Here is a 21,965-nt window from a genome sequence, read left to right on the forward strand (position 1 = left end):
TTCTTTATTTTTTTAAAACCCAAGTGTCTTTTGAGCCTCCACCTTGAGATGAATTTACTATTAAATTTCCTTTTTTAAGCGCAACTCTAGACAAGCCTCCTTTTAAGACAAAATCGGTATCTTTTCCTAATAAAGTAAACGTTCTTAAATCTACGTGTCTAGATTCGAAAGACTCATTTTCATCTATATACGTTGGGTGTGTAGATAATGACATTATAGGCTGAGCAATGTATTTTCTAGGTGCTGCTAAAATTGTTTTCTTAACAGTTTCTATTTCTTCTTTTGTTAGTTTACTTCCAATAGAGATTCCATATCCACCAGATTCATCTACAGGTTTTACAACCAATTTATCAATGTTTTCTAACACATATTTTAACTCATCTTTTCTACTACAATGGTAGGTATGTACGTTATTTAGAATTGGTTCTTCATCTAAATAATATTTAATAATTTCTGGCATATAGGTATACACAGCTTTATCATCTGCAACACCTGTACCAGGAGCATTTACCAAAGTAACATTTCCTTTTTGATACACAGAAAATAAACCAGGAACGCCCAACATAGAATCTTTTTTAAAGACTAAAGGATCTATAAATAAATCATCTACTCTTCTGTAAATAACATCTACTTTTTCTGGTCCATAAATAGTTCTCATATACACAAAACCATTTTCTACAAATAAATCTCTTCCTTCTACTAAAACAACTCCCATTTGTTTTGCAAGAAATGAATGCTCGTAATAAGCAGAATTATAAACGCCAGGTGTAATAATAACACAAACAGGAGCATCTACTCCGTTTGGTTTTACAGATTCCATAGTATCTAATAACTTAGAACCATAATCTACAACCGTATGTGCGTTATATTGATTAAAAACACCAAACAATGCATGTTTTACAGCATTTCTGTTCCCAATAACATAACTAACACCAGAAGGGCATCTAATATTATCTTCTAATACATAATATTTACCATCTGAATGTTTTATTAAATCTGTACCCGAAATATGATTATAAATGCCTCCAGGAGGATCTAAACCTATCATTTCTGGTAAAAAATTGGCAGATGACTTTATTAAATCTTCCGGTACAATACCTTGTTTTATAATTTTTTGATCATGATAAACATCCCAAAGGAAAAGATTTAAAGCTTTACTTCTCTGTAAAACTCCTTTTTCTATGGTAGTCCATTCTTCATTATTAATAATTCTTGGAAATAAATCAAAAGGGAAAATTTTCTCTTTTACCTCCTTATCTCCATATACCTGAAATGTAATTCCTAGATTAAAAAAAGAATCTTTTGCTTGCTTATTTAAACGATCAAACTCTGTAACAGAATAAGAACCAAACAAATTATATAAGGTTTTATAAACCTCTCTTATTTCATTATTTTTCTTAAAAAGCTCATCATAAAATCTGGAATCTAATTCGTAAGTTGAAAATAGCGGTAATGTTGTAGTTTCTTTCAAATCTTATAATTTTTTAGTAAATATAAATTACTTTTATGAAAAAAGCAATCATTTTTAAAATATGTTGTGGTTATTGTAATAATAATTTTATTTCGTTTAATTAATTACAGTAATCGTAAAAATTCATTATCATATTTTTAATTAAATAATTTTTAAAATTTAATTCCTCTCCTATTTTTAGTCAAAAAAATTAAATGAATTATAAAAATGATTAAAAGCTACATTAAAAAGATAAATTACTTTTTTATATGTTTCCTTTAAACACCTACAAAAGGTAACACTATTTATTCTAAAAGAGAAATAAAAGGTATTATTAATAAAATAAATTAAAAGGCATCATTTTTATAACCTTAATTAAAATAATATATATCAACTAATTAAATACATTTTCTGTCTTTTAAATAAAATAACAACGATTAAAAGTCTCGTATTTTTTTCATTCTAGTATCTTCGCGCGCATTATGTGGATGTACTTAGGACTTTTAGCGGCTTTATTTTTAGGATTACACAATTTATGTAAAAAACATGCCGTACAAGGCAATGAAGTATTTCCTGTTTTATTAGGAACAATTTCTGCTGGTTTTTTATTGATACTTCCTTTCTATTTAGGTTCTGTTTGGAACCCTGAATACATGGAAAAAATAGGCTTTTATATCAATAGTATTCCATGGAGTACACATGGGTTTATTTTTATAAAATCGATGATTATGGCTGCCTCTTGGGTTTTGGCTTACCAAGCATTAAAACATTTACCAATAACAATTGTTACTCCCATAAGATCTGCAGGACCTTTTTTTACCTTTATAGGTGCCATTTTAATTTATGATGAAAAACCAAACTCATTGCAATGGATTGGTTTCTTCCTTATTATACTATCGGTCTTATTGTATTCTAAAATAGGAAAAAAAGAGGGTATCAACTTTAAAAGAAATAAATGGATTTTTGCCATTATTGGTGCAACCTTTTTAGGTGCTTCTAGTGGTTTGTATGATAAGTTTTTAATTCAGACTTTAACATTAAACCCACAAACATTACAATTTTGGTTTTGCTTTTACACAATTCTAATTTTGTTTATTATTTTATCGATCACTTGGTTTCCTTATGCTGATAAAAGAAAAGCCTTTAAATGGCGATGGTCTATACCAGCAGTAGGTGTTTTATTACAAACAGCAGATTATTTTTATTTTAAAGCTCTACAAGATCCTGATGCTTTAATTATGCTATTATCGGCTATAAAAAGGAGTCAGATTATAATTGCCGTTGTAGTTGGAGGACTTATTTTTAAGGAACAAAATAAGCGTAAAAAACTGGTTCCTTTATTCGGAATTATGTTGGGTGTATTCTTAATTTTGTATTCTTAAACAAAAAAAGAGGTTGTCTAAAAAGTAGTTTTTTTGTCAATCTGAATTTATTTCAGATTCTTATGAGTTTTGGATTTCAGTAAGTTGAGATACTGAAACAAGTTCAGTATCTCAAGATTTAACTCTTTTTAGACAACTTCTTTTCATATATAAAGCATTTTATTTTTACAAAGTCTTTTGCTTCATAAAATCTAGAATATCACTTTCTTTAATTTCAGGATTTGCACCTTCACTACTTGCCACTATTGCACCTACAGCACAAGCAAAATCTAATGCTTCTTGTGGCGCAACATATTTTAATAGTTTATTAATTAAAGAAGCTAAAAAAGAATCTCCTGCTCCAACAGTGTCTATAACTTTTACTTTATAACCTTCATTATAATAGAATACATCATTATAATAAAGCATGGCTCCTGAACCTCCTTTTGTAACACAAATAGATTTTGTATTTGTAGTTTCTGCTATAAATTGAATGTTCTCTTCTAATGAAGTTGAATTAAAATTTAATCCTTCTGAAATTTCAATAATTTCATCATCATTAAATTTGATAAAACTAGCCTCATTCATCAAGTAACTTAAACGCTCTATGTTATAATAAGGTGCCCTAAGATTTACATCAAAAATTTTATATTTTGCTATTTTTAAAAGTTCATATAATGTATTTCTAGACACTTCATTTCTAGCCACTAAACTACCATAAACAAAAGCGTCTGAAACTTTTACTATTTTCTTTGCACTTTCTGTTAATTCTATTTGATCCCAAGCTCTTGGAAACATAATATCATAAGAAGCACAACCATTGTCATCTAATAAAACTTTTACTTTTCCTGTTTTTAGTTCTTCATCTATTTGTAACGCTACTTTATTAACGTTATTCTCTTTAATAAAATCCTTAATTTTTTGACCATTATCATCTTCACCAACCTTAGTGATTATATATACATTATTTTCTAAAGACTGTAATCTTACTGCAACGTTTAAAGGAGCTCCTCCTATTTTTTTATGCGTTGGAAACACATCCCAAAGCACTTCACCAAAACATGTAATATTTGCCATCTAAATTTCATTTAAAATAGTACTATTAATATCTTTCACAGACTTCTCTATACCGTTTTTAACAATATTCTGATACGCATCTGTATAAGCATCCAAAAAGGTTTTAGAGTCTTTAAGTTGCCCAAAAATAGACTCTATTTCTAAAAAGGCTGCTGGATTATTTCTTGATAAAATTGCTTTCTCAGTTAAAACTGCTTCCATAGCATCCTTAATCATTAATTGAGACCCATTTTCATTTACGCCAACACTATAAATAGCAAAAGCAGCAATGATAAAAGCAGCATGATTTACAGTTCTATTATTTTCTAACTGATTATAAACTGTAGGTAAAATAAAAATTGGAATTTTAGCAGAACTCTCAGAACAGATTCTTTCAATTTGATCTTTTATATAGGTGTTTCCGAATCTTTGGATTAATGAAAATTTATAATTTTTTAAATTCACACCTTCTAAATCTCCTAAAGTTGGTGTAACTTCATTCCCCATATATATTCTTAAAAAAGAACTGATATCTGCATCATTTGCAGCTTCATCAATAGTAGAATAACCATATAATGCACCTAAGATTCCTAATACAGAATGACCTGCATTTAGTAAACTTAACTTCATTTTTTCATACGGTACCACATCTTTTACAAACTGAGCGCCAACGTTTTCCCAAGCAGGTCTTCCAGCTGCAAAATCGTCTTCAATAACCCATTGCTTAAAAGGCTCACAAACTACTGGCCAACCATCATCAATACCAGAAGTTTCTTTTAATTTTTCGATATCTAATGCAGATGTTGCTGGTGTAATTCTATCTACCATTGCATTCGGAAACGATACATTTTCATCAATCCAAGATACTAAAGTTGGTGCTGCTACTTTTACATAGCTTAACAACATTTTTTCTGTCATGTGTCCGTTTCCTTGTATATTATCACAAGATTGAATCGTAACACCTTTTAAACCATTCTCTTTACGCAGTTTTAAAGCTTGTGTTAAATATCCGAAAATAGTTTTAGGCGCATTCGGAGTTTCTAAATCGTGCTGAATTAAAGGATTTTCAAAATTGAATTCTCCTGTTGCTTCATTATAATTATAACCTCCTTCTGTAATGGTTAAACTGATGATTTTTACATCTTCACTCGCCATTTTTTCAATAACTTTTATTGGACTTTCTGGTGCATATAAAACTTCTACCATAGAACCGATAATTTGTTTTGTTAACGAACCATCTAATTCTTTTATAATCAACGTATATAAACCGTCTTGCTCTTTTAGTATGTTATAAATTTTGGTATCAAAATCTAACAAAGCAACACCACAAATACCCCAATCTTTCTGAGCACCATCTTTTAATAATAAGTCCGTATAAAATGCTTCATGTGATCTATGAAAACCACCAATACCAACATGTACAATACCTGTTTTAATTTCGCTTCTATTATAAGTAGGAGAAGTTATTTTAGTACTAATTTCTGCTAAATTCTTTTGATTTAATTTAATTATATTTTCCATGATTTTATTATTTATTTAAAGAATTACCTCTTTTAAGTGCCCAAATTGATGTTACAAAATAGACTACAGTACATACAAATGCATAGGTGTAAAATAGTTCTCTATTTGCTATATATACTTTTTCTGTTTCACTACCAAATAACACAATACAGGCCAACACAAGGGTTATTGCTAATGAAAGTAATGAGATACCTTTTAATACCTTTGTAAATAATGATGTATCTACTATAAGTACTACTTCTTTTTGTGCCTTTATTTCTTGAAATTCATCTATGTGCGTATTTCTTACGCTCTCTTTTTCTTCTTCTTCTGGATATTTATCTTTAGCTCCATAACGTCCTGCTAAAAAAGTATAAATAAGTATTGTAAAAATCCAAGTTGGTATAAATAAATAGTAAAAAGACATTACGTTTAAGATGTTTAAACCAAAACCAAATAACAATCCTAATGCCCAAGAAGCAATGGCAGGAGTACTAAAGGTTAAATTACGATAATGAGACCAATAACGCGTATACCCTATTTTAGGGAAAATTTGATGCTCTGCAAAAACAATACTACCAACTGGTACAACTAATAAACCTGCATACGTTAATAACGGAAGCATTTGAGAAAACACAAACGGAAAACAAGCGACCACCATAGTTACCAAACCAACAACTATAGTTGTCTTTTTTCTAGAATTTTTAGTAAAAATAGCTTGTGCAGCCAAACCTGCTCTATAAAGATTGGCAACAGCAGTCGTCCAACCAGCAACAATAACAATTACAAAACCAGACCAACCTAAAGCATAATAAGCTACATCTCCCGGATCTAATTCTACGATAGATTTACCAATAATAACAGCTGCACCAGCTCCCATTATTCCTGCAGAGATCCACGCTACAAAATGACCAAACATCATTCCTGTACTTGTTGTTAATCCGTAAGATTTCTTTTTAGCAAAACGAAATAAAGCCATATCAATAAGACCAAAGTGGGTAATTGAATTCGCTGCCCAAGCAAAACCGATAACTTCTAACAAACCAATTCCAGGTTCTCCGTCACTATTAAGTCCCGTCCAAATAGATTGATCTCCTAAATTTATAAGTTCCGTCCATCCATTTGGCAATGTTTCACCTAAAACATCTAAAGAAAGTGCTGGTAAAAGTATAAATGCACCACTAATAAACATCACAAATAACCAAGGCGCACAAATTGCCGAGAATTTAGAAACCGCTGTAAAACCATATATAGCAATTGCAACCACAACAATACCAACGAGTAAAACTATTAAAACAAACCAAAGATTAGTTGGATACCAATCTAGTTGTGCAGGAATATCAAAAGCAAACCGAACTGCTGTAGAAGATACGGTTATCATTGCCGCAGAAATGACTGTAAAAATAACAACATTTGCCCAATTATAGAGCTTTGTCATAGAGTCTCCAGCTATTTTATTAAGATACGTGTACAAACTCAACCTAGTATCTACAGCAATTGGAGATGTAATTAACGTCCAACTTAAAACCGCTAATATATTACCTATCAATAAACCTAAAATAATATCTTTAGTAGTTGCACCTAAGGCAACAAACGTTGCACCAATTACAAATTCTGTGGCGGCAACATGTTCTGCAGCATACAAACCGGCAAAATGCGTCCAATTATGTAGTTTATTTTTAGCAATTGGTAATTGCTCTATTTCTAAGTCTTCGAACTGCTGATATTGATTGGGAGTTTCCATATGACGTTTATTTAAAGTTAGTTCTTTTTAATTTTAGTGATAATGTTATACATACTGTTGTAAATATTAAGTAATTATATATGTCTTAAAATAAAGTTAGATCTAATTGAAGTACTGTTTTTGCTTGTTCTGGATTCCACATTGCAGTAACTCCAATTGGTAAATTATAGTTGCCTATTTTAACATCTTTGTTAAATGTTGCTCCTACATTTATAATATTAGCTGCACTATCAGTGTAAAATGTTTTATCTGTAGCAAAAGACCAAGCACTACCAGTAAATAAAGTTAAGCTAGCATCTCCTTTTTCCCAAACTTTACTATTCACTTCAAAATAATGTGTCCAAGAATTCTTTAAGCTACCATCTATTTGAACTTCATAATCTCCTGAACCACCATTGATTATAGTTGCTAAATATAATAATGTATTTGATGTTATATTGTATCCAAAATTAATATCTACAAAATTGTAGCCTTGCGTTTTATTATAACTCCAAAATTTTAATTCATCTCCTCTTTCTTCTACACCTGTGTAATTGTTATGAGAAACTGCTTCTATAAAAAAACGATCAGAAAAACGATATTTGGTATAAATAGAAACTTCTTTATAAAAAGCACTTTCTGTTTTTCCTGTTGTAAAATTATCTACATCTATCGTAGAAAAACTTGCGCCTCCCCAAAGACCAAAAGTAAATTTCTTGTTTTTTGAATTGTATTCTAAACTCGTAGCAATCATTGCTCCAGGATGCACAACACTCCCATGCCATAAATGCATATTTTTAACATGTGCCCCAATACTAAAAGATTGATATTCGTCATTAACTAAATCGTTTTGAGCAATTGTATGTTGTACTGATATCAATAAAAATATATTTAAAAGTACGATAGAAACACTTCCCTTTTTAAGATAATAACTTACTGGTTTCTTTTCTTTGGATAATTGTCTCATTACTTATCTTTTAAATAGTTATAAATTTTAATAGGATACCTTTAAAATAAAACGTCATAATGACGTTTGATACGCAAATGTAAATAAAAAAATATTACAAAAACTAATAAAAAAGCAAAAAAATATCCTATATTAGCTTGAATGTATGTTAAATTGATATTACTAAAGCTAATTTTATCAGTAAAAACACATTATAAGGTAGTAGTAAAGTATTTTCTTAATTAGAAAAAAATTATACGTTATAAATACGTTTATTTTAAATAATTTAAAAAAAAAGATTAAATTTACATTAGAAATACAAATATGAGTAACAAGAAAATATCAAATATATCAGTAGATTGTGTTGTTTTTGGATATGATACAGATACCAAATCTTTAAATGTTTTATTAATAGAACGATATTTAGAATCAAAGTCTGAAAATAAAGTACTTGTTGATGATTATGTATTAACAGGGTATCACGTTTATGAAGATGAAACCTTAGATGACTCTGCTTCTAGAGTATTAAAGGAATTAACTGGACTTACCAATTTATATAAAAAACAATTTAGAGCTTTTGGTGACCCAAATAGATTGACGAATGAAAAAGATTTATTGTGGATTAAAAATGAAGCATTTAACTTAAGAACCATTACAATTGCTTATTATTTTTTACTAAAAACAGAAGATGTTGCTATCGAAAATAATAAATACAAGGCACAATGGTTTTCAATTAACGATTTACCAGAATTAGGTTTTGATCATAAACAAATCATTTTGGAAGCATATGAAGATTTAAAAACCAAATGCTTGCAGGAACCTATTATTTTTGAGTTATTGCCAGATAAATTTACCATAAATGACGTACAAGATTTATATCAATCTATATTGTCAATAGAAATAGATAATCGGAATTTTAGAAGAAAATTAATTAATAAGAAATATCTTGTACCTTTAGATGAAAAACAAGTTGGAGTTTCTAAAAAACCGGCACAATTGTATATGTTTAGCAAGGATATCTACAATAAAATGTTTCAAAAAAATTACTTAATCAACATTTAATGAAATTAAACACTTTTATTTTTGACATGGATGGAGTTATTATAGACTCTGAACCTTTTTGGCGACAAGCACAAATAAAAATTTTATCTACTTACAATATTACGATTACTGTAGAAGATTGTATTAAAAACACGATGGGAAAAAGGATAGATGATGTTGCCTTAACTTGGTGTCAATTACATCAATTATCTATAAATCCCCCAATATTAGAAAAAGAAATTATTGCGGCTGTAGTCCAATTAATTACTGAAAAAGGAAAAGCAAAAAAAGGTTTATTCGAGTTGTTAGATTTTTTAACTAAAAACAACTTTAATATTGCCTTAGCAACATCATCTAGCAAACCTATTATCGATGCCGTTTTTAACAGATTGAATATTGCTTCTTATTTTAAAGTAGTTTGTAGTGCAGACGATGAAGAATACGGAAAACCACATCCGGCTATTTATCTGAAAGCAGCAAAATTATTAAAAGTTCCTACTGGAAGTTGCTTGGTTTTAGAAGATAGTGTAACAGGTTTAATTGCAGCAAAATCTGCAAGCATGAACACCATTGTAATACCTGAAGACAAAGATGACCCGAGGTTTACATTGGCCAATAACATTTATACTTCAATGCTAGATGTTGTTAATTATTTAAAAAACCTTACATAGCAGACATTATAACAATTTAAAGCCGCTTTAAGTTTTTGACTGTTTATAAATAAAAATGACATATCTGTCTGAACACTTTGCCCTTTACTCAACATAAGCTTTGTTGAAGACTTTAGTTTGGCTACTGAATATCCTTCGACAAGCTCAGGAAGAAGTTTAAATTTTCAATTGTTTTAGCGATATCATAAAATTAAATTGGTATTAATTAGTGACTATTAAACCCAACAGAGAATATTTTAATATTAAAACAAACCAACACCATAAAAATAGTTTCAATTCCCCAAATAGACTTACCTAAAATAAGAGCATAAAAAAGCTTCAACATAAAATATTGAAGCTTTTTTATAATTTATAAAGTGTTTACTTTAGTTCATTCCTCCATCTACAGATAAAGTTTGTCCTGTAATATAAGCACTCATATCAGAAGCTAAAAACACACATGCATTTGCAATATCTATTGGCTGCCCTCCTCTTTTTAAAGGAATACCATCTCTCCAACTTTGCACTGTTGCTTCATCTAATTTTTCTGTCATTTCTGTTTCTATAAAACCAGGAGCAACTACGTTACTTCTAATATTTCTAGAACCTAACTCTAAAGCAACTGATTTAGAAAAACCAACAATACCTGCTTTAGAAGCAGCATAATTAGTTTGGCCAGCATTCCCTTTAATACCAACTACAGAACTCATATTAATAATAGAACCCGCTCTTTGTTTCATCATTGGGCGAATAACTGCTTTGGTTAAATTAAATACCGATTTTAAATTTACTTCAATTACTTTGTCAAAATCGTCTTCAGAAATACGCATTAACAAGTTGTCTTTTGTAATACCTGCGTTATTTACTAAAATATCTATAGCACCAAATTCTTTTAAAACCTCTTTAGCTAACTCTTGAGCAGCATCAAAATCTGCAGCATTAGATTGGTATCCTTTTGCAGAAACTCCAAATGCTTTTAATTCTTCTTCTAAAGCGTTTGCTGCATCTACAGAAGAACTGTAAGTAAAAGCCACATTTGCACCTTGTTTTGCAAATTCAATAGCAATTCCACGTCCAATACCTCTTGTTGCACCTGTAATGATAGCAGATTTATTTTCTAATAATTTCATATTAAGTCTTTATTTTTAAGACTGCAAAGATACTAAATTAAAAAAACTCGTAAAACAAAAATGTTTTACGAGTTTATATTTATTATATCTGAATATTACAGATAAAATTAGTTTTTTATTTTAAAACTTTTGCAATCATTTCACCAATTTTAGCTGGAGAACTCACAACATAAATTCCGTTTTCTGCTAAAATTTTCATTTTTGCTTGTGCTGTATCATCAGCTCCACCAACAATTGCACCTGCATGTCCCATTGTTCTTCCTGCTGGTGCAGTTTGACCTGCTATAAAACCAACAACTGGTTTTCTATTTCCATCCGCTTTAATCCATTGTGCAGCTTCAGCTTCAAGATTTCCACCAATTTCACCAATCATAACAATTGCTTCTGTTTCTGGATCATTCATTAATAACTCAACAGCTTCTTTTGTTGTAGTTCCAATAATTGGATCTCCACCAATACCAATTGCAGTAGTAATTCCGTACCCTTGTTTTACAACCTGATCTGCGGCTTCATACGTTAAAGTTCCTGATTTAGAGACAATACCTACTTTACCTTTTTTAAAGATAAAACCTGGCATAATACCAACTTTGGCTTCGTCTGGTGTAATTACACCTGGACAGTTAGGGCCAATTAATCTACAATCTCTATTATCGATGTATGCTTTTACTTTTACCATATCTGCAGTAGGAATTCCTTCTGTAATACAAATGATTACTTTAATTCCTGCATCTGCAGCTTCCATAATTGCATCTGCAGCAAATGCTGGTGGTACAAAAATAATAGAAGTATCTGCTCCTACTTCATCTACAGATTCTTTTACTGTATTAAAAACAGGTTTTCCTAAATGCTCTTGACCTCCTTTTCCTGGAGTTACCCCTCCAACTACATTCGTTCCATAATCAATCATTTGACCAGCGTGAAAAGTACCTTCACTACCAGTAAAACCTTGAACAATAATTTTTGAATTTTTATTTACTAAAACACTCATTGGTTTGATATTTTATTTTGTTTCACAAAAATAGTTTATTGATAGTTTCTAAAAAAGGATTCAAACAAATTATTATTAATAAAAAAGTAATAATTATATGTTTTAACCGCTATTTTTTTAGAACAAGACAATCTTAATGTTTTTACGAGTTATAATTCTCGTAAAAAACATTTATGAACTTTTTCTATCTTTTAAAAAACGTTTTATTTCTGCCATTTCTTTTAATTTTTCTCTTGATTCTGAAACTGGAGTTCCGAAATAACTTTTTCCTCCTGCAACAGATTTTGTAACTCCTGTTTGACCAAGAATTATAGCACCTTTACCTATGGTAATTCCGCTATTTGTACCAACTTGTCCCCAAATTGTTACTTCATCTTCAATAATAACACAACCAGCAATACCTGTTTGCGAAGCTATTAAACATTTTTTCCCAATCTTAGTATCATGACCTACATGAACTTGATTGTCAATTTTTGTTCCTTTTCCAATAGTAGTATCTCCTGTAACACCTTTATCTATAGTACAAGATGCACCTAAATCTACATTATCTTCTAAAACGACTCTACCACCAGAAATTAATTTATCAAATCCTTCTGGTCTATTTTTATAATAAAAAGCATCTGCTCCTAACACTGTATTTGCATGAATGGTAACATTATTACCAATTACAGCATTATCATAAATAGTTACATTTGGATGAATAACACAGTTATTACCAACAGTAACATTGTTTCCTATAAATACATTTGGTTGAATAATTGTATTTTCTCCGATAATAGCAGTTTCAGAAATACCAACTTTAGATGCTATAAATGGATTAAAATACTTCGTTATTTTATTAAAATCACGAAAAGGATCGTCTGAAATTAATAAAGCTTTTCCTTCTGGGCATTCTACTTTTTTGTTGATTAAAATTGTAGTTGCTGCAGAATTTAACGCCTTGTCATAGTACTTAGGATGATCAACAAAAACAATATCTCCTTTTTCTACAACATGAATTTCATTGATTCCTAAAATCTCAAAATTTTTATCACCAATAAATTCTGTATTTATTAGCTGTGCTATTTGCTGAAGCGTTTGTGGATTTTTGAATTTCATTGTTAGCTCTTAACTTTTAGCTTTTAGCTCTTAGCGAAATGCCAAAAGCTAAAAGCCAATAGTGATTACTCTTTAATACGTTCTTGATACGTTCCTTTAGTCGTTTCTATCTTAATTTTATCTCCTTCGTTAATAAATAAAGGTACATTTACAGATGCTCCTGTTTCTACTGTTGCAGGTTTTGTTGCATTTGTAGCTGTATTTCCTTTAACACCAGGTTCTGCATGAGTAACTTCTAAAATTACACTTGCTGGTAAATCTACAGATAGTGGCATATTATCTTCAGAATTGATGATAATTGTTACAATTTCTCCTTCTTTCATTAAACCAGGGTTATCTAAAGCTGCTTCTAACAAACGAATTTGTGTATAATCTGCTTCATTCATAAAATGGTAAAACTCACCATCATGATATAAAAACTGAAATTTATGGGTTTCTACTCTTACGTCATCAATTTTTCTTCCTGCAGGAAAAGTATTATCAACCACTTTACCGTTGGTAACACTTTTTAATTTTGTTCTAACAAATGCAGGTCCTTTACCAGGTTTAACATGTAAGAATTCTATAATTTTGTATATATCATTATTGTATCTAATACATAATCCGTTTCTAATATCTGATGTAGTTGCCATATTTTATTTTGCTGTTTGCCTTTAGCTATTTACCGTAGGCAATATTTGTTAATTTTAGTTTTAAGCTTTATAAACGATACTTTTAATATAGAAAATTAATTGGCTTTAAAATACCCTTTCATAATTCCCCTATGCGAATCTTTAATAAATTGTACTATTTCATCGCGTTCTGGAGTTGCTTCCATTTCTGCTTCAATAATATTTATTGCCTGAGTAGTGTTGTAATTTTTTTGAAATAAAATTCTATAAATATCTTGAACTTCTCTTATCTTTTCTGTTGTAAATCCTCTTCTTCTTAGTCCTACAGAATTAATCCCTACATAAGAAAGTGGCTCTCTTGCCGCTTTTACAAATGGCGGAACATCTTTTCTTACCAAAGAACCGCCTGTTACAAATGCGTGATTTCCTACAGATGCAAACTGGTGCACTGCCACCATACCTGCTAAAACAACATTGTCTCCAATAGTAACATGCCCTGCTAAGGTTGTATTGTTAGAAAAAATACAATTATCACCAACAAATGTATCATGTGCTATATGACAATATGCCATAATTAAACAATTGTCTCCAATTTTGGTTTTCATTCTATCTGAAGTACCTCTGTTTATGGTAACACATTCTCTAATAGTAACATTATTACCAATTTCTACAGTAGTTTCCTCATCATTAAATTTTAAATCTTGCGGAATTGCAGAAATTACTGCTCCTGGAAAAATTCTACAATTTTCACCAATTTTAGCACCTTCCATTATGGTTACGTTAGATCCAATCCAAGTTCCAGAACCAATGGTTACGTTATTATGAATGGTAGTAAAAGGTTCTATTACTACGTTTCTTGCTATTTTTGCTTGCGGATGTACATACGCTAAAGGTTGATTCATAGTTTATTTTTTTCTAGCAATTTGAGCCATTAATTCTGCTTCTGCAACTATTTTTCCGTTCGCATAAGCATACGCTTGCATGTGGCAAATACCTCTTCTTATTGGAGTAATTAGCTCACATTTAAAGGTTAAGGTATCTCCAGGTAAAACTTTTTGTTTAAACTTTACTTTATCCATCTTCATAAAATAAGTAAGGTAATTTTCTGGATCTGGTACCGTATGTAAAACTAAAACGCCACCACATTGTGCCATTGCCTCAACTTGTAATACTCCTGGCATAACAGGTGAACCTGGAAAATGACCAACGAAAAAGTTTTCGTTCATGGTTACATTTTTCATACCAACAACGTGGGTGTCAGAAAGCTCTAAAATCCTATCAATCAATAAAAAAGGAGGTCTGTGAGGTAAGACTTCCATAATTTGATGAATATCCATTAAAGGAGGTAAATTCAAATCGTATTGAGGAACGTTATTTCTTTTTTCTTGCTTAATAATTTTCGCTAATTTCTTTGCAAAAGTAGTATTAATTAAATGTCCTGGTTTGTTTGCAATAACTTTACCTCTAATTCTAATACCAACTAAAGCTAAATCTCCAATTACATCTAATAACTTATGTCTTGCAGCTTCATTAGCCCAATGTAAAGTAAGATTGTCTAAAATACCGTTTGGTTTAACAGTTATATTATCTTTTTTAAATGCTGTTTTTAATTTTTCCATAGTTGCTGTAGACAATTCTTTGTCTACATATACAATAGCATTGTTTAAGTCACCACCTTTAATTAGATCGTGCTCTAAAAGCATTTCTATTTCATGTAAAAAACTAAATGTTCTAGCATCAGCAATTTCTTCTTTAAAATCAGAAATCTTTTCTAAGTTAGCATTTTGAGTACCTAATATTTTAGTACCAAAATCTACCATAGTTGTCACTTGGTATTCATCTGATGGCATTAAAATAATTTCACTTCCTGTAACTTCATCCTTAAAAGAAATAATTTCTTTTACTACATATTCTTCTATATCTGCATCTTGCTCTTGTATACCAGCACTTTCTAATGCTTCTACAAAATATTTAGAAGAACCATCCATAATTGGTGGTTCTGAAGAATCTAATTCTATTAAAAGGTTGTCTATATCTAAACCAACAGCGGCAGCCAAAACATGCTCTGTAGTCTGGATTTGAACACCATTTCGCTCTAAGTTTGTACCTCTTTGCGTATTTACTACATATTCTGCATTTGCCTCAATAATTGGAGATCCTTCTAAATCTATTCTGCTAAAAGCAAAACCATGATTAACAGGGGCAGGTTTTATAGTCATATTAACAGTGTTACCAGTGTGTAAACCTACACCAGATAAACTTACCTCTTTCTGAATTGTCTTTTGCTTCTTACTCATTTATTATCAGTTTTTGAGACTTCAACTCTTTTTCTATATTGTTAATTTTCGATGCTATTTTAGGTAAATTTCTAAAATAAACCGAACTTTTATTAAAATCTTGTATCTTAAATGCAGGTGAACCATTTACCATCTCATTATCTTTTAAACTTTTAGAGATACCTGCTTGGGCTAATATTTTTACATTATTACCTATAGTTATATGACCGGCAAAACCTACTTGTCCTCCAATCATACAATTTTCACCAATTTTGGTAGAACCTGCAATACCAGTTTGAGCTGCAATTACAGTGTTCTTACCTATTTCTACATTGTGGGCAACTTGTATTTGATTGTCTAACTTTACACCTTCATGTATAATTGTAGATCCCATAGTAGCTCTATCTATTGTACACGCAGAGCCAATATCTACATTGTCTTTTATAATAACATTACCTATTTGAGGTATGGCGGTATATACGCCATTTTTATCAGGAGCAAAACCAAATCCATCTCCACCTATAATAGATCCAGAATGAATTTTACAACTATTTCCTATTATTGTTTCAGAATAAATTTTCACTCCAGAGAATATAACGCAATTATCTCCCACAACTGTATTGTCTCCAATATAAGCATGCGGATAAATCTTTACATTGTCTCCTAAAACTACATTTTCTCCAATATACGAGAACGCACCAATATATTCATTAACACCTATTTTAGCCGAATCAGAAATAAAATGAGGTACTTCTCTACCTTGTTTGTTATTTTTAACTTCATTGTAAAATGCTAATATTTTAGAAAAAGCTTCATAAGCACTTTCTACTTTTATTAGTGTTACATTCACTTCTTTTTCCGGAACAAAAGTACTGTTAACAATAACTACAGATGCATTTGTAGTATATAAAAAAGATTTATATTTTAGGTTAGAGAGAAAGGTTAAAGAACCTTTTTCTCCTTCTTCTATTTTAGATAATTTAGAAACTTCTACATCAGAATTACCAACGATGTCACCTTCTAAAATATCTGCTATTTGTTGTGCTGTAAATTTCATTAATCGCAAAAATATAAAATTTATAGTGATTTGGCTAATCTCATTCTATTTTGGATAACAAATAAAGTATTTTATTACTGGATTTGTAAGCGCTTGTAAATTTAATTGATCTGATGCTTTGGCAATATCTCTTAGTTTTCCCTTTTTATTCAGAATAAAAATAGGTTTTTCTTGCTGATATGCTTGATTTTCTATTTTTTTGGTGAAAACAAAATATTTTACTTCGTTTTCTGAAAGCTCCAATTTTTTTGAAACTTTATTTATTTTTTTATTTAATTCAGCCATTTCAAACTCCTTTTGTTGAATTTCTATACGCAACAATTTTCTATCAACAATCATTTTAGATAATAAAGATAAAATTTTATCACTATGATTTGTCCATTCTTTTATGGCAGACATTACATCATAATCATCTAATTTAGAAAACATTTCTAACGTTTCATCAGTAAAGTTCTCTTGTGATATTTTTTTATATAGAAAATAACGTAAAGAAGTACTTGCAAATAGCTCTACACCTTTATCTGCCAGTTCTTTTGCTCTTTTTAAAACATTTACTAGCATATTTTCTGCTACTAAACCAGTTTTATGTAAATATACTTGCCAATACATTAAACGTCTAGCAATTAAAAAGTTTTCTACAGAATAAATTCCTTTTCCTTCAATAACTAATTCATCGTCTTTTACATTCATCATGGCAATTAACCGATCGGAAGAAATATTACCTTCTGTAACACCTGTGTAAAAACTATCGCGTTTTAAATAATCTAATCTGTCTATATCTAATTGACTAGATATAAGCTTGCACAAAAACTTTCTAGGATATTTCCCTTCAAATATTTCGATTGCTATATCTAACTTTCCATTAAACTCATCATTTAGCTTTCTCATAAATTTTAATGAAATTTCTTCATGAGAAATGCCATTTACAATACTATGCTCTAAAGCATGCGAGAAAGCTCCATGACCAATATCGTGCAATAAAATTGCTATATACAAACCATTTTCTTCTTCTTCAGAAATTTTTACCTGCTTAAAACGTAAAACTCTTACTGCTTTTTGCATTAAATGCATGCAACCAATTGCATGATGAAAACGGGTGTGATTAGCTCCTGGATACACCAAGTTAGAAAAACCCATTTGGGCAATTCTTCTTAAACGTTGAAAATAACGATGTTCTATTAAATCAAAAATTAAAGTATTTGGTATTTGTATAAACCCATAAATAGGATCATTCAAAATCTTTAATTTATTATGTTTTTTATTCTTCAAATGAGTGTTTTTATCAATCTATGGCAAAGTACAAATTAATGCCACGAACCAGCAAATTTAAAGTTTTAGTTTTTTCTGAAAGCAATTATGTTTAGAAAATAGAAATTTGTTAAGAAAATAAAATAAATAGCGCTATTTATACTAAAAATTCTAGGTTTCAATTATTTGTAAGTATGCCAAAATTGGCAATATTTTATCATTTTTAAAGTCAAAAAAGTATAACTTTTAATTACTTTTATCATTAAATGATAAAATGATAAACAAAAATATGAGCAGTATACAAATTTTATGGGTAGATGATGAAATAGAGTTATTAAAACCGCACATTCTTTTTTTGGAACGTAAAAATTATAAAGTAACTACTTGTACTAATGGCGCAGATGCTATTGATTTAGTAGGTGAACAAAATTTTGATATCGTTTTTTTAGATGAAAACATGCCTGGATTAACAGGCTTAGATACACTTGCAGAAATTAAACAAATACATGCAAATTTGCCTGTTGTTATGATTACAAAAAGTGAAGAAGAGTATATAATGGAAGAAGCAATTGGTTCTAAAATTGCAGATTATTTAATAAAACCAGTAAACCCAAATCAAATATTATTAAGTTTAAAAAAGAACTTAGATCATTCTCGTTTAGTTTCAGAAAAAACCACTTCTAACTATCAGCAAGAATTTAGAAAAATTTCTATGGATTTAGCCATGGTAAATTCTTATGAAGAATGGATAGATCTTTATAAAAAATTGGTGCACTGGGAGTTAGAGTTAGAGAATATTAGCGACCCTGGAATGTTAGGTATTTTAGAAAGCCAGAAACAAGAAGCCAATAGTCAGTTTTTTAAATTCATCAAAAAAAATTATGAAGATTTTTTAACAGCACACGACAAACCAACTTTTTCTCACACACTTTTTAAAAACTATGTGGTACCAGAATTAAGTAAAGACCAAGGGGTTTTGTGGGTTGTAATTGATAATTTACGTTACGACCAATACCGAATTTTAGAGCCTTTAATTAATAACCATTACAAAAAGGACCAAGAATATTCTTATTTCTCTATTTTACCAACAGCAACCCAGTACGCTAGAAATGCTATTTTTTCAGGTTTGATGCCTTCTGAAATGGAAAAACGTCATCCAACTTTTTGGAAAAATGATACCGACGAAGGCGGAATGAATTTGTTTGAAAACGATTTCTTAGCAGCACAAATAAAACGTTTAGGGTTAGATATTAAACACGAATACTATAAAATTACCACGCTAAAAAACGGTAAAGAGTTAGCCGATAATTACAACGGAACTAAACAAAACGATTTAACTGCTGTTGTGTATAACTTTGTAGATATGTTGTCGCATTCTAAAACAGAAATGGAAGTAATAAAAGAATTGGCTGGAGACGATAAAGCATACAGAAGCCTTACGTTAAGCTGGTTTAAAAACTCGCCATTGTTCGAGATTATTCAAAAAGCCCAACAATTAGGTCAGAAATTAATTATTACTACAGACCACGGAACCATTAATTGCAAAAACCCAACCAAGGTAATTGGCGATAAAAACATTAGCGCTAATTTACGTTACAAAACTGGCAGAAGTCTTTCTTACGAAGAAAAAGACGTGTATGCAGTAAGAAACCCAAAAGATATCTTTTTACCAACTATTGCAATGAATAGTCCATTTATTTTTGCTAAAGAAGACCTGTTTTTTGCATATCCTAATAACTTTAATCACTTTGTAAAATACTACAAAAACACCTATCAACATGGCGGAATTTCATTAGAAGAAGTCATTATTCCGTGCGCAGTTTATAGTCCGAAGTAAAGAGTTTACATTTATTTTCTATTGATTCTATAAAATTATAGTTTCAATTATTAGAAGCTATTTCCTACCTTCAATACTCGATTTTTTTTTGATGAAGAAGTAAAAAAGAGCTCAAAAAAAGGCTAGTCTTTAGTTTGGCAAAAGGTTCAATCATGGCTAAATTTGTTTGCTAACAAAATTAATTATAGAAAAGTCTGATAGGTTTTAAATACTTATCAGACTTTTTACATTTAACAAATTGAGTAGTAAAAACATATCGTTATTAATAATCTTTAATAACTTTATATATTATTGACAGAAAACAGTAACAAAATACTGAATACTTTTTATATTTTTGTCTTTATGAACAAAAACTATTCTTTAGACAATTTATCTGAAGTTGCAGCAGAACTTATTTCATCCGTAGAAAATAAAACTTTATTATTTTACGGACAAATGGGCGTTGGCAAAACAACCCTTATTAAAGAGATCTGCAAACAGTTAGGTGTTTTAGACAACATATCCTCCCCTACTTTTTCATTAGTAAATGAATATCAGACTAAAAATAATGAAAAAGTTTTCCATTTCGATTTTTACAGAATCACAGACCAAGAAGAGGCTTTAGACATGGGAATTGAAGAATATTTAGATAATAATGATTGGTGTTTAATAGAATGGCCAGAAAATATAGAAAATTTACTACCTTTAGAGGCTGTTCAAATTTATTTGACTATTTTAAATAACGAACAACGAAACATTCAACTTAAATAACCTAACTATGAGTTCATTTTCTCCTTTCAGTAAAGAAGAATTGCTTCCGCAAGAAGAAATGTTGGAAATTAAAAGGCAAAAAGGAGAACTATTTATTGGTTTGCCTAAAGAAACCCATTTAGGCGAAAAACGAGTTTGTTTAACGCCAGATGCCGTTTCTGCATTATGTGCTCACGGACATAGAGTTGTAATAGAAACAGGTGCAGGAGATAATGCAAATTATGCAGATAGAGAATATTCTGAAGCAGGTGCTAAAATTTCTTACGATGTAGAAGAAGCTTTTAAATGTAATATTGTCTTAAAAGTTGCACCCCCCACAGAAAGTGAAATTGATTATATGAATCCGCAAACGATTCTAATTTCTTCTTTGCAGTTAAAAACTCAAAACAAAAAATACTTTGAGTGTTTATCAAAAAAAAGAATTACTGCTGTTGCCTTCGATTATATTAAAGACGACCATAATACGTATCCTATTGTAAAATCTTTAAGTGAAATTGCAGGTGCCGCTTCTGTATTAATTGCAGCAGAATTAATGAGCGGAATTAATAAAGGAAACGGACTATTATTGGGTAATATTGGTGGCGTTCCGCCTTCTAGCGTTGTTATTTTTGGTGCCGGAACTGTTGGTGAATATGCAGCAAAAACCGCTATTGGCTTAGGTGCAAGAGTAAAAGTTTTTGACAATTCTATTAGTAAATTACGCAAACTACAAGATTCTTTAAGCGCCCCTATTTACACATCTACACTGCAGCCAAAGTCGGTTGCAAAGGCATTAATGCGTGCAGATGTAGCAATTGGAGCTATAAGAGGTAAAAATAGATCGCCCATTTGTGCTACAGAAGAGATGGTAGAAACCATGAAAGAAGGAGCTGTAATTATAGATGTTAGTATAGATAGAGGTGGTTGTTTTGAAACCTCTAATGTAACTACACATAAAACACCTACTTTTATAAAACATGGTGTTGTACATTATTGCGTACCTAACATTCCTGCGCGTTATGCAAGAACAGCTTCTTTATCTATTAGTAATATTTTTACCCCTTATTTATTAAATATTGCAGAAGAAGGCGGTTTTGAAAATGCGGCTCGTTTTGATAAAAGTTTACGAAACGGAATGTATTTCTACCACGGAATTCTTACAAACAAAACAGTAGCAGATTGGTTCGATTTGCCTTACAGAGATATTAATTTATTAATTATTTAACCTCCCTCATAACAACAATATTTTTCTATTATAAACATT

19 protein-coding genes are annotated in these 21,965 nt (G+C 30.2%); 6 read left to right on the top strand and 13 right to left on the bottom strand.

Going from position 1 to position 21,965, the window contains the following annotated elements:
• Positions 1-4 precede the first annotated feature (4 nt).
• Positions 5-1,471 carry a circularly permuted type 2 ATP-grasp protein gene (locus GQS58_RS15105; protein WP_166387410.1) on the bottom strand — a complete coding sequence of 489 codons (1,467 nt, stop codon included), beginning with the start codon at positions 1,469-1,471 and terminating at the stop codon, positions 5-7.
• A gap of 461 nt (positions 1,472-1,932) precedes the next feature.
• Here GQS58_RS15105 and GQS58_RS15110 point away from each other — a divergent pair, with 461 nt between their 5' ends.
• Positions 1,933-2,832 (top strand): EamA family transporter, encoded by a 900-nt coding sequence (locus GQS58_RS15110; protein ID WP_166387412.1) that lies wholly within the window; start codon positions 1,933-1,935, stop codon positions 2,830-2,832.
• Between the two features lie 165 nt (positions 2,833-2,997).
• On the opposite strand, the gene GQS58_RS15115 is transcribed toward GQS58_RS15110, so the two are convergent.
• From GQS58_RS15115 to GQS58_RS15130, 4 genes are all read right to left on the bottom strand, one after another.
• Complete coding sequence (locus tag GQS58_RS15115; protein ID WP_166387414.1) at positions 2,998-3,888, bottom strand: carbohydrate kinase family protein; 891 nt, start codon at positions 3,886-3,888, stop codon at positions 2,998-3,000.
• Positions 3,889-5,388: a mannitol dehydrogenase family protein gene (locus GQS58_RS15120; protein ID WP_166387416.1), complete on the bottom strand. Its 1,500-nt coding sequence runs from the start codon at positions 5,386-5,388 to the stop codon at positions 3,889-3,891. It abuts the gene before it with no gap.
• Positions 5,389-5,395: 7 nt separating this feature from the next.
• Positions 5,396-7,111, bottom strand: coding sequence for a purine-cytosine permease family protein (locus tag GQS58_RS15125; RefSeq protein WP_166387418.1), 1,716 nt, complete (start codon positions 7,109-7,111; stop codon positions 5,396-5,398).
• An 85-nt stretch (positions 7,112-7,196) separates the two neighbouring features.
• A complete protein-coding gene (locus tag GQS58_RS15130) occupies positions 7,197-8,057 on the bottom strand; it encodes a hypothetical protein (RefSeq protein ID WP_240914639.1) in 861 nt (286 codons plus the stop codon).
• Positions 8,058-8,360: 303 nt separating this feature from the next.
• Here GQS58_RS15130 and GQS58_RS15135 point away from each other — a divergent pair, with 303 nt between their 5' ends.
• Together GQS58_RS15135 and hxpB are read left to right on the top strand one after the other, a co-directional pair.
• Complete coding sequence (locus tag GQS58_RS15135; RefSeq protein WP_166387420.1) at positions 8,361-9,098, top strand: NUDIX hydrolase; 738 nt, start codon at positions 8,361-8,363, stop codon at positions 9,096-9,098.
• Positions 9,098-9,748, top strand: a complete 651-nt coding sequence (hxpB, locus tag GQS58_RS15140; protein ID WP_166387422.1) for a hexitol phosphatase HxpB — start codon at positions 9,098-9,100, stop codon at positions 9,746-9,748. The genes GQS58_RS15135 and hxpB overlap by 1 nt, the downstream gene beginning before the upstream one ends.
• A 365-nt stretch (positions 9,749-10,113) precedes the next feature.
• Here the strand turns inward: hxpB and fabG are convergent, their stop codons facing one another.
• The 8 genes from fabG to GQS58_RS15180 all read right to left on the bottom strand — a co-directional run bounded on the left by fabG (position 10,114) and on the right by GQS58_RS15180 (position 18,156).
• Positions 10,114-10,857 (bottom strand): 3-oxoacyl-[acyl-carrier-protein] reductase, encoded by a 744-nt coding sequence (fabG, locus tag GQS58_RS15145; RefSeq protein ID WP_165731136.1) that lies wholly within the window; start codon positions 10,855-10,857, stop codon positions 10,114-10,116.
• A gap of 115 nt (positions 10,858-10,972) precedes the next feature.
• A complete protein-coding gene (sucD, locus tag GQS58_RS15150) occupies positions 10,973-11,845 on the bottom strand; it encodes a succinate--CoA ligase subunit alpha (protein WP_166387424.1) in 873 nt (290 codons plus the stop codon).
• 171 nt (positions 11,846-12,016) lie between these two features.
• A complete protein-coding gene (locus GQS58_RS15155) occupies positions 12,017-12,943 on the bottom strand; it encodes a UDP-3-O-(3-hydroxymyristoyl)glucosamine N-acyltransferase (protein WP_166387427.1) in 927 nt (308 codons plus the stop codon).
• A 65-nt stretch (positions 12,944-13,008) separates the two neighbouring features.
• Entirely contained in the window at positions 13,009-13,575 is a 567-nt protein-coding gene (efp, locus tag GQS58_RS15160; RefSeq protein WP_166387429.1) for an elongation factor P, read from the bottom strand.
• Positions 13,576-13,670: 95 nt separating this feature from the next.
• On the bottom strand, positions 13,671-14,456 hold the full coding sequence (gene lpxA / locus GQS58_RS15165; RefSeq protein WP_166387431.1) for an acyl-ACP--UDP-N-acetylglucosamine O-acyltransferase: 786 nt from the start codon (positions 14,454-14,456) through the stop codon (positions 13,671-13,673).
• Between the two features lie 3 nt (positions 14,457-14,459).
• A complete protein-coding gene (locus tag GQS58_RS15170) occupies positions 14,460-15,851 on the bottom strand; it encodes a bifunctional UDP-3-O-[3-hydroxymyristoyl] N-acetylglucosamine deacetylase/3-hydroxyacyl-ACP dehydratase (protein WP_166387433.1) in 1,392 nt (463 codons plus the stop codon).
• Positions 15,844-16,887: a UDP-3-O-(3-hydroxymyristoyl)glucosamine N-acyltransferase gene (gene lpxD / locus GQS58_RS15175; RefSeq protein ID WP_166387435.1), complete on the bottom strand. Its 1,044-nt coding sequence runs from the start codon at positions 16,885-16,887 to the stop codon at positions 15,844-15,846. The genes GQS58_RS15170 and lpxD overlap by 8 nt, the downstream gene beginning before the upstream one ends.
• Before the next feature lie 45 nt (positions 16,888-16,932).
• A complete protein-coding gene (locus tag GQS58_RS15180) occupies positions 16,933-18,156 on the bottom strand; it encodes an HD domain-containing protein (protein WP_166387437.1) in 1,224 nt (407 codons plus the stop codon).
• A gap of 268 nt (positions 18,157-18,424) precedes the next feature.
• Between GQS58_RS15180 and GQS58_RS15185 the strand changes: the two genes are divergently transcribed.
• The 3 genes from GQS58_RS15185 (at position 18,425) to GQS58_RS15195 (ending at position 21,926) form a co-directional block, all read left to right on the top strand.
• Positions 18,425-19,972, top strand: a complete 1,548-nt coding sequence (locus GQS58_RS15185; protein ID WP_166387439.1) for a bifunctional response regulator/alkaline phosphatase family protein — start codon at positions 18,425-18,427, stop codon at positions 19,970-19,972.
• Positions 19,973-20,314: 342 nt separating this feature from the next.
• Positions 20,315-20,722 (top strand): tRNA (adenosine(37)-N6)-threonylcarbamoyltransferase complex ATPase subunit type 1 TsaE, encoded by a 408-nt coding sequence (gene tsaE / locus GQS58_RS15190; protein WP_166387441.1) that lies wholly within the window; start codon positions 20,315-20,317, stop codon positions 20,720-20,722.
• 7 nt (positions 20,723-20,729) lie between these two features.
• Positions 20,730-21,926 (top strand): alanine dehydrogenase, encoded by a 1,197-nt coding sequence (locus GQS58_RS15195; RefSeq protein WP_166387443.1) that lies wholly within the window; start codon positions 20,730-20,732, stop codon positions 21,924-21,926.
• Positions 21,927-21,965: the final 39 nt, after the last annotated feature.

Origin of the sequence: Polaribacter sp. 11A2H (genome assembly GCF_011379025.1) — a bacterium.
Classification (GTDB): domain Bacteria; phylum Bacteroidota; class Bacteroidia; order Flavobacteriales; family Flavobacteriaceae; genus Polaribacter.

Coding starts and splice junctions, on each gene's coding strand:
- GQS58_RS15110 (WP_166387412.1), top strand. CDS start 1,933: ATGTGGATGTACTTAGGACTTTTAGCGGCTTTATTTTTAGGATTACAC.
- GQS58_RS15115 (WP_166387414.1), bottom strand. CDS start 3,888: ATGGCAAATATTACATGTTTTGGTGAAGTGCTTTGGGATGTGTTTCCA.
- GQS58_RS15120 (WP_166387416.1), bottom strand. CDS start 5,388: ATGGAAAATATAATTAAATTAAATCAAAAGAATTTAGCAGAAATTAGT.
- GQS58_RS15125 (WP_166387418.1), bottom strand. CDS start 7,111: ATGGAAACTCCCAATCAATATCAGCAGTTCGAAGACTTAGAAATAGAG.
- GQS58_RS15130 (WP_240914639.1), bottom strand. CDS start 8,057: ATGAGACAATTATCCAAAGAAAAGAAACCAGTAAGTTATTATCTTAAA.
- GQS58_RS15135 (WP_166387420.1), top strand. CDS start 8,361: ATGAGTAACAAGAAAATATCAAATATATCAGTAGATTGTGTTGTTTTT.
- hxpB (WP_166387422.1), top strand. CDS start 9,098: ATGAAATTAAACACTTTTATTTTTGACATGGATGGAGTTATTATAGAC.
- fabG (WP_165731136.1), bottom strand. CDS start 10,857: ATGAAATTATTAGAAAATAAATCTGCTATCATTACAGGTGCAACAAGA.
- sucD (WP_166387424.1), bottom strand. CDS start 11,845: ATGAGTGTTTTAGTAAATAAAAATTCAAAAATTATTGTTCAAGGTTTT.
- GQS58_RS15155 (WP_166387427.1), bottom strand. CDS start 12,943: ATGAAATTCAAAAATCCACAAACGCTTCAGCAAATAGCACAGCTAATA.
- efp (WP_166387429.1), bottom strand. CDS start 13,575: ATGGCAACTACATCAGATATTAGAAACGGATTATGTATTAGATACAAT.
- lpxA (WP_166387431.1), bottom strand. CDS start 14,456: ATGAATCAACCTTTAGCGTATGTACATCCGCAAGCAAAAATAGCAAGA.
- GQS58_RS15170 (WP_166387433.1), bottom strand. CDS start 15,851: ATGAGTAAGAAGCAAAAGACAATTCAGAAAGAGGTAAGTTTATCTGGT.
- lpxD (WP_166387435.1), bottom strand. CDS start 16,887: ATGAAATTTACAGCACAACAAATAGCAGATATTTTAGAAGGTGACATC.
- GQS58_RS15185 (WP_166387439.1), top strand. CDS start 18,425: ATGAGCAGTATACAAATTTTATGGGTAGATGATGAAATAGAGTTATTA.
- tsaE (WP_166387441.1), top strand. CDS start 20,315: ATGAACAAAAACTATTCTTTAGACAATTTATCTGAAGTTGCAGCAGAA.
- GQS58_RS15195 (WP_166387443.1), top strand. CDS start 20,730: ATGAGTTCATTTTCTCCTTTCAGTAAAGAAGAATTGCTTCCGCAAGAA.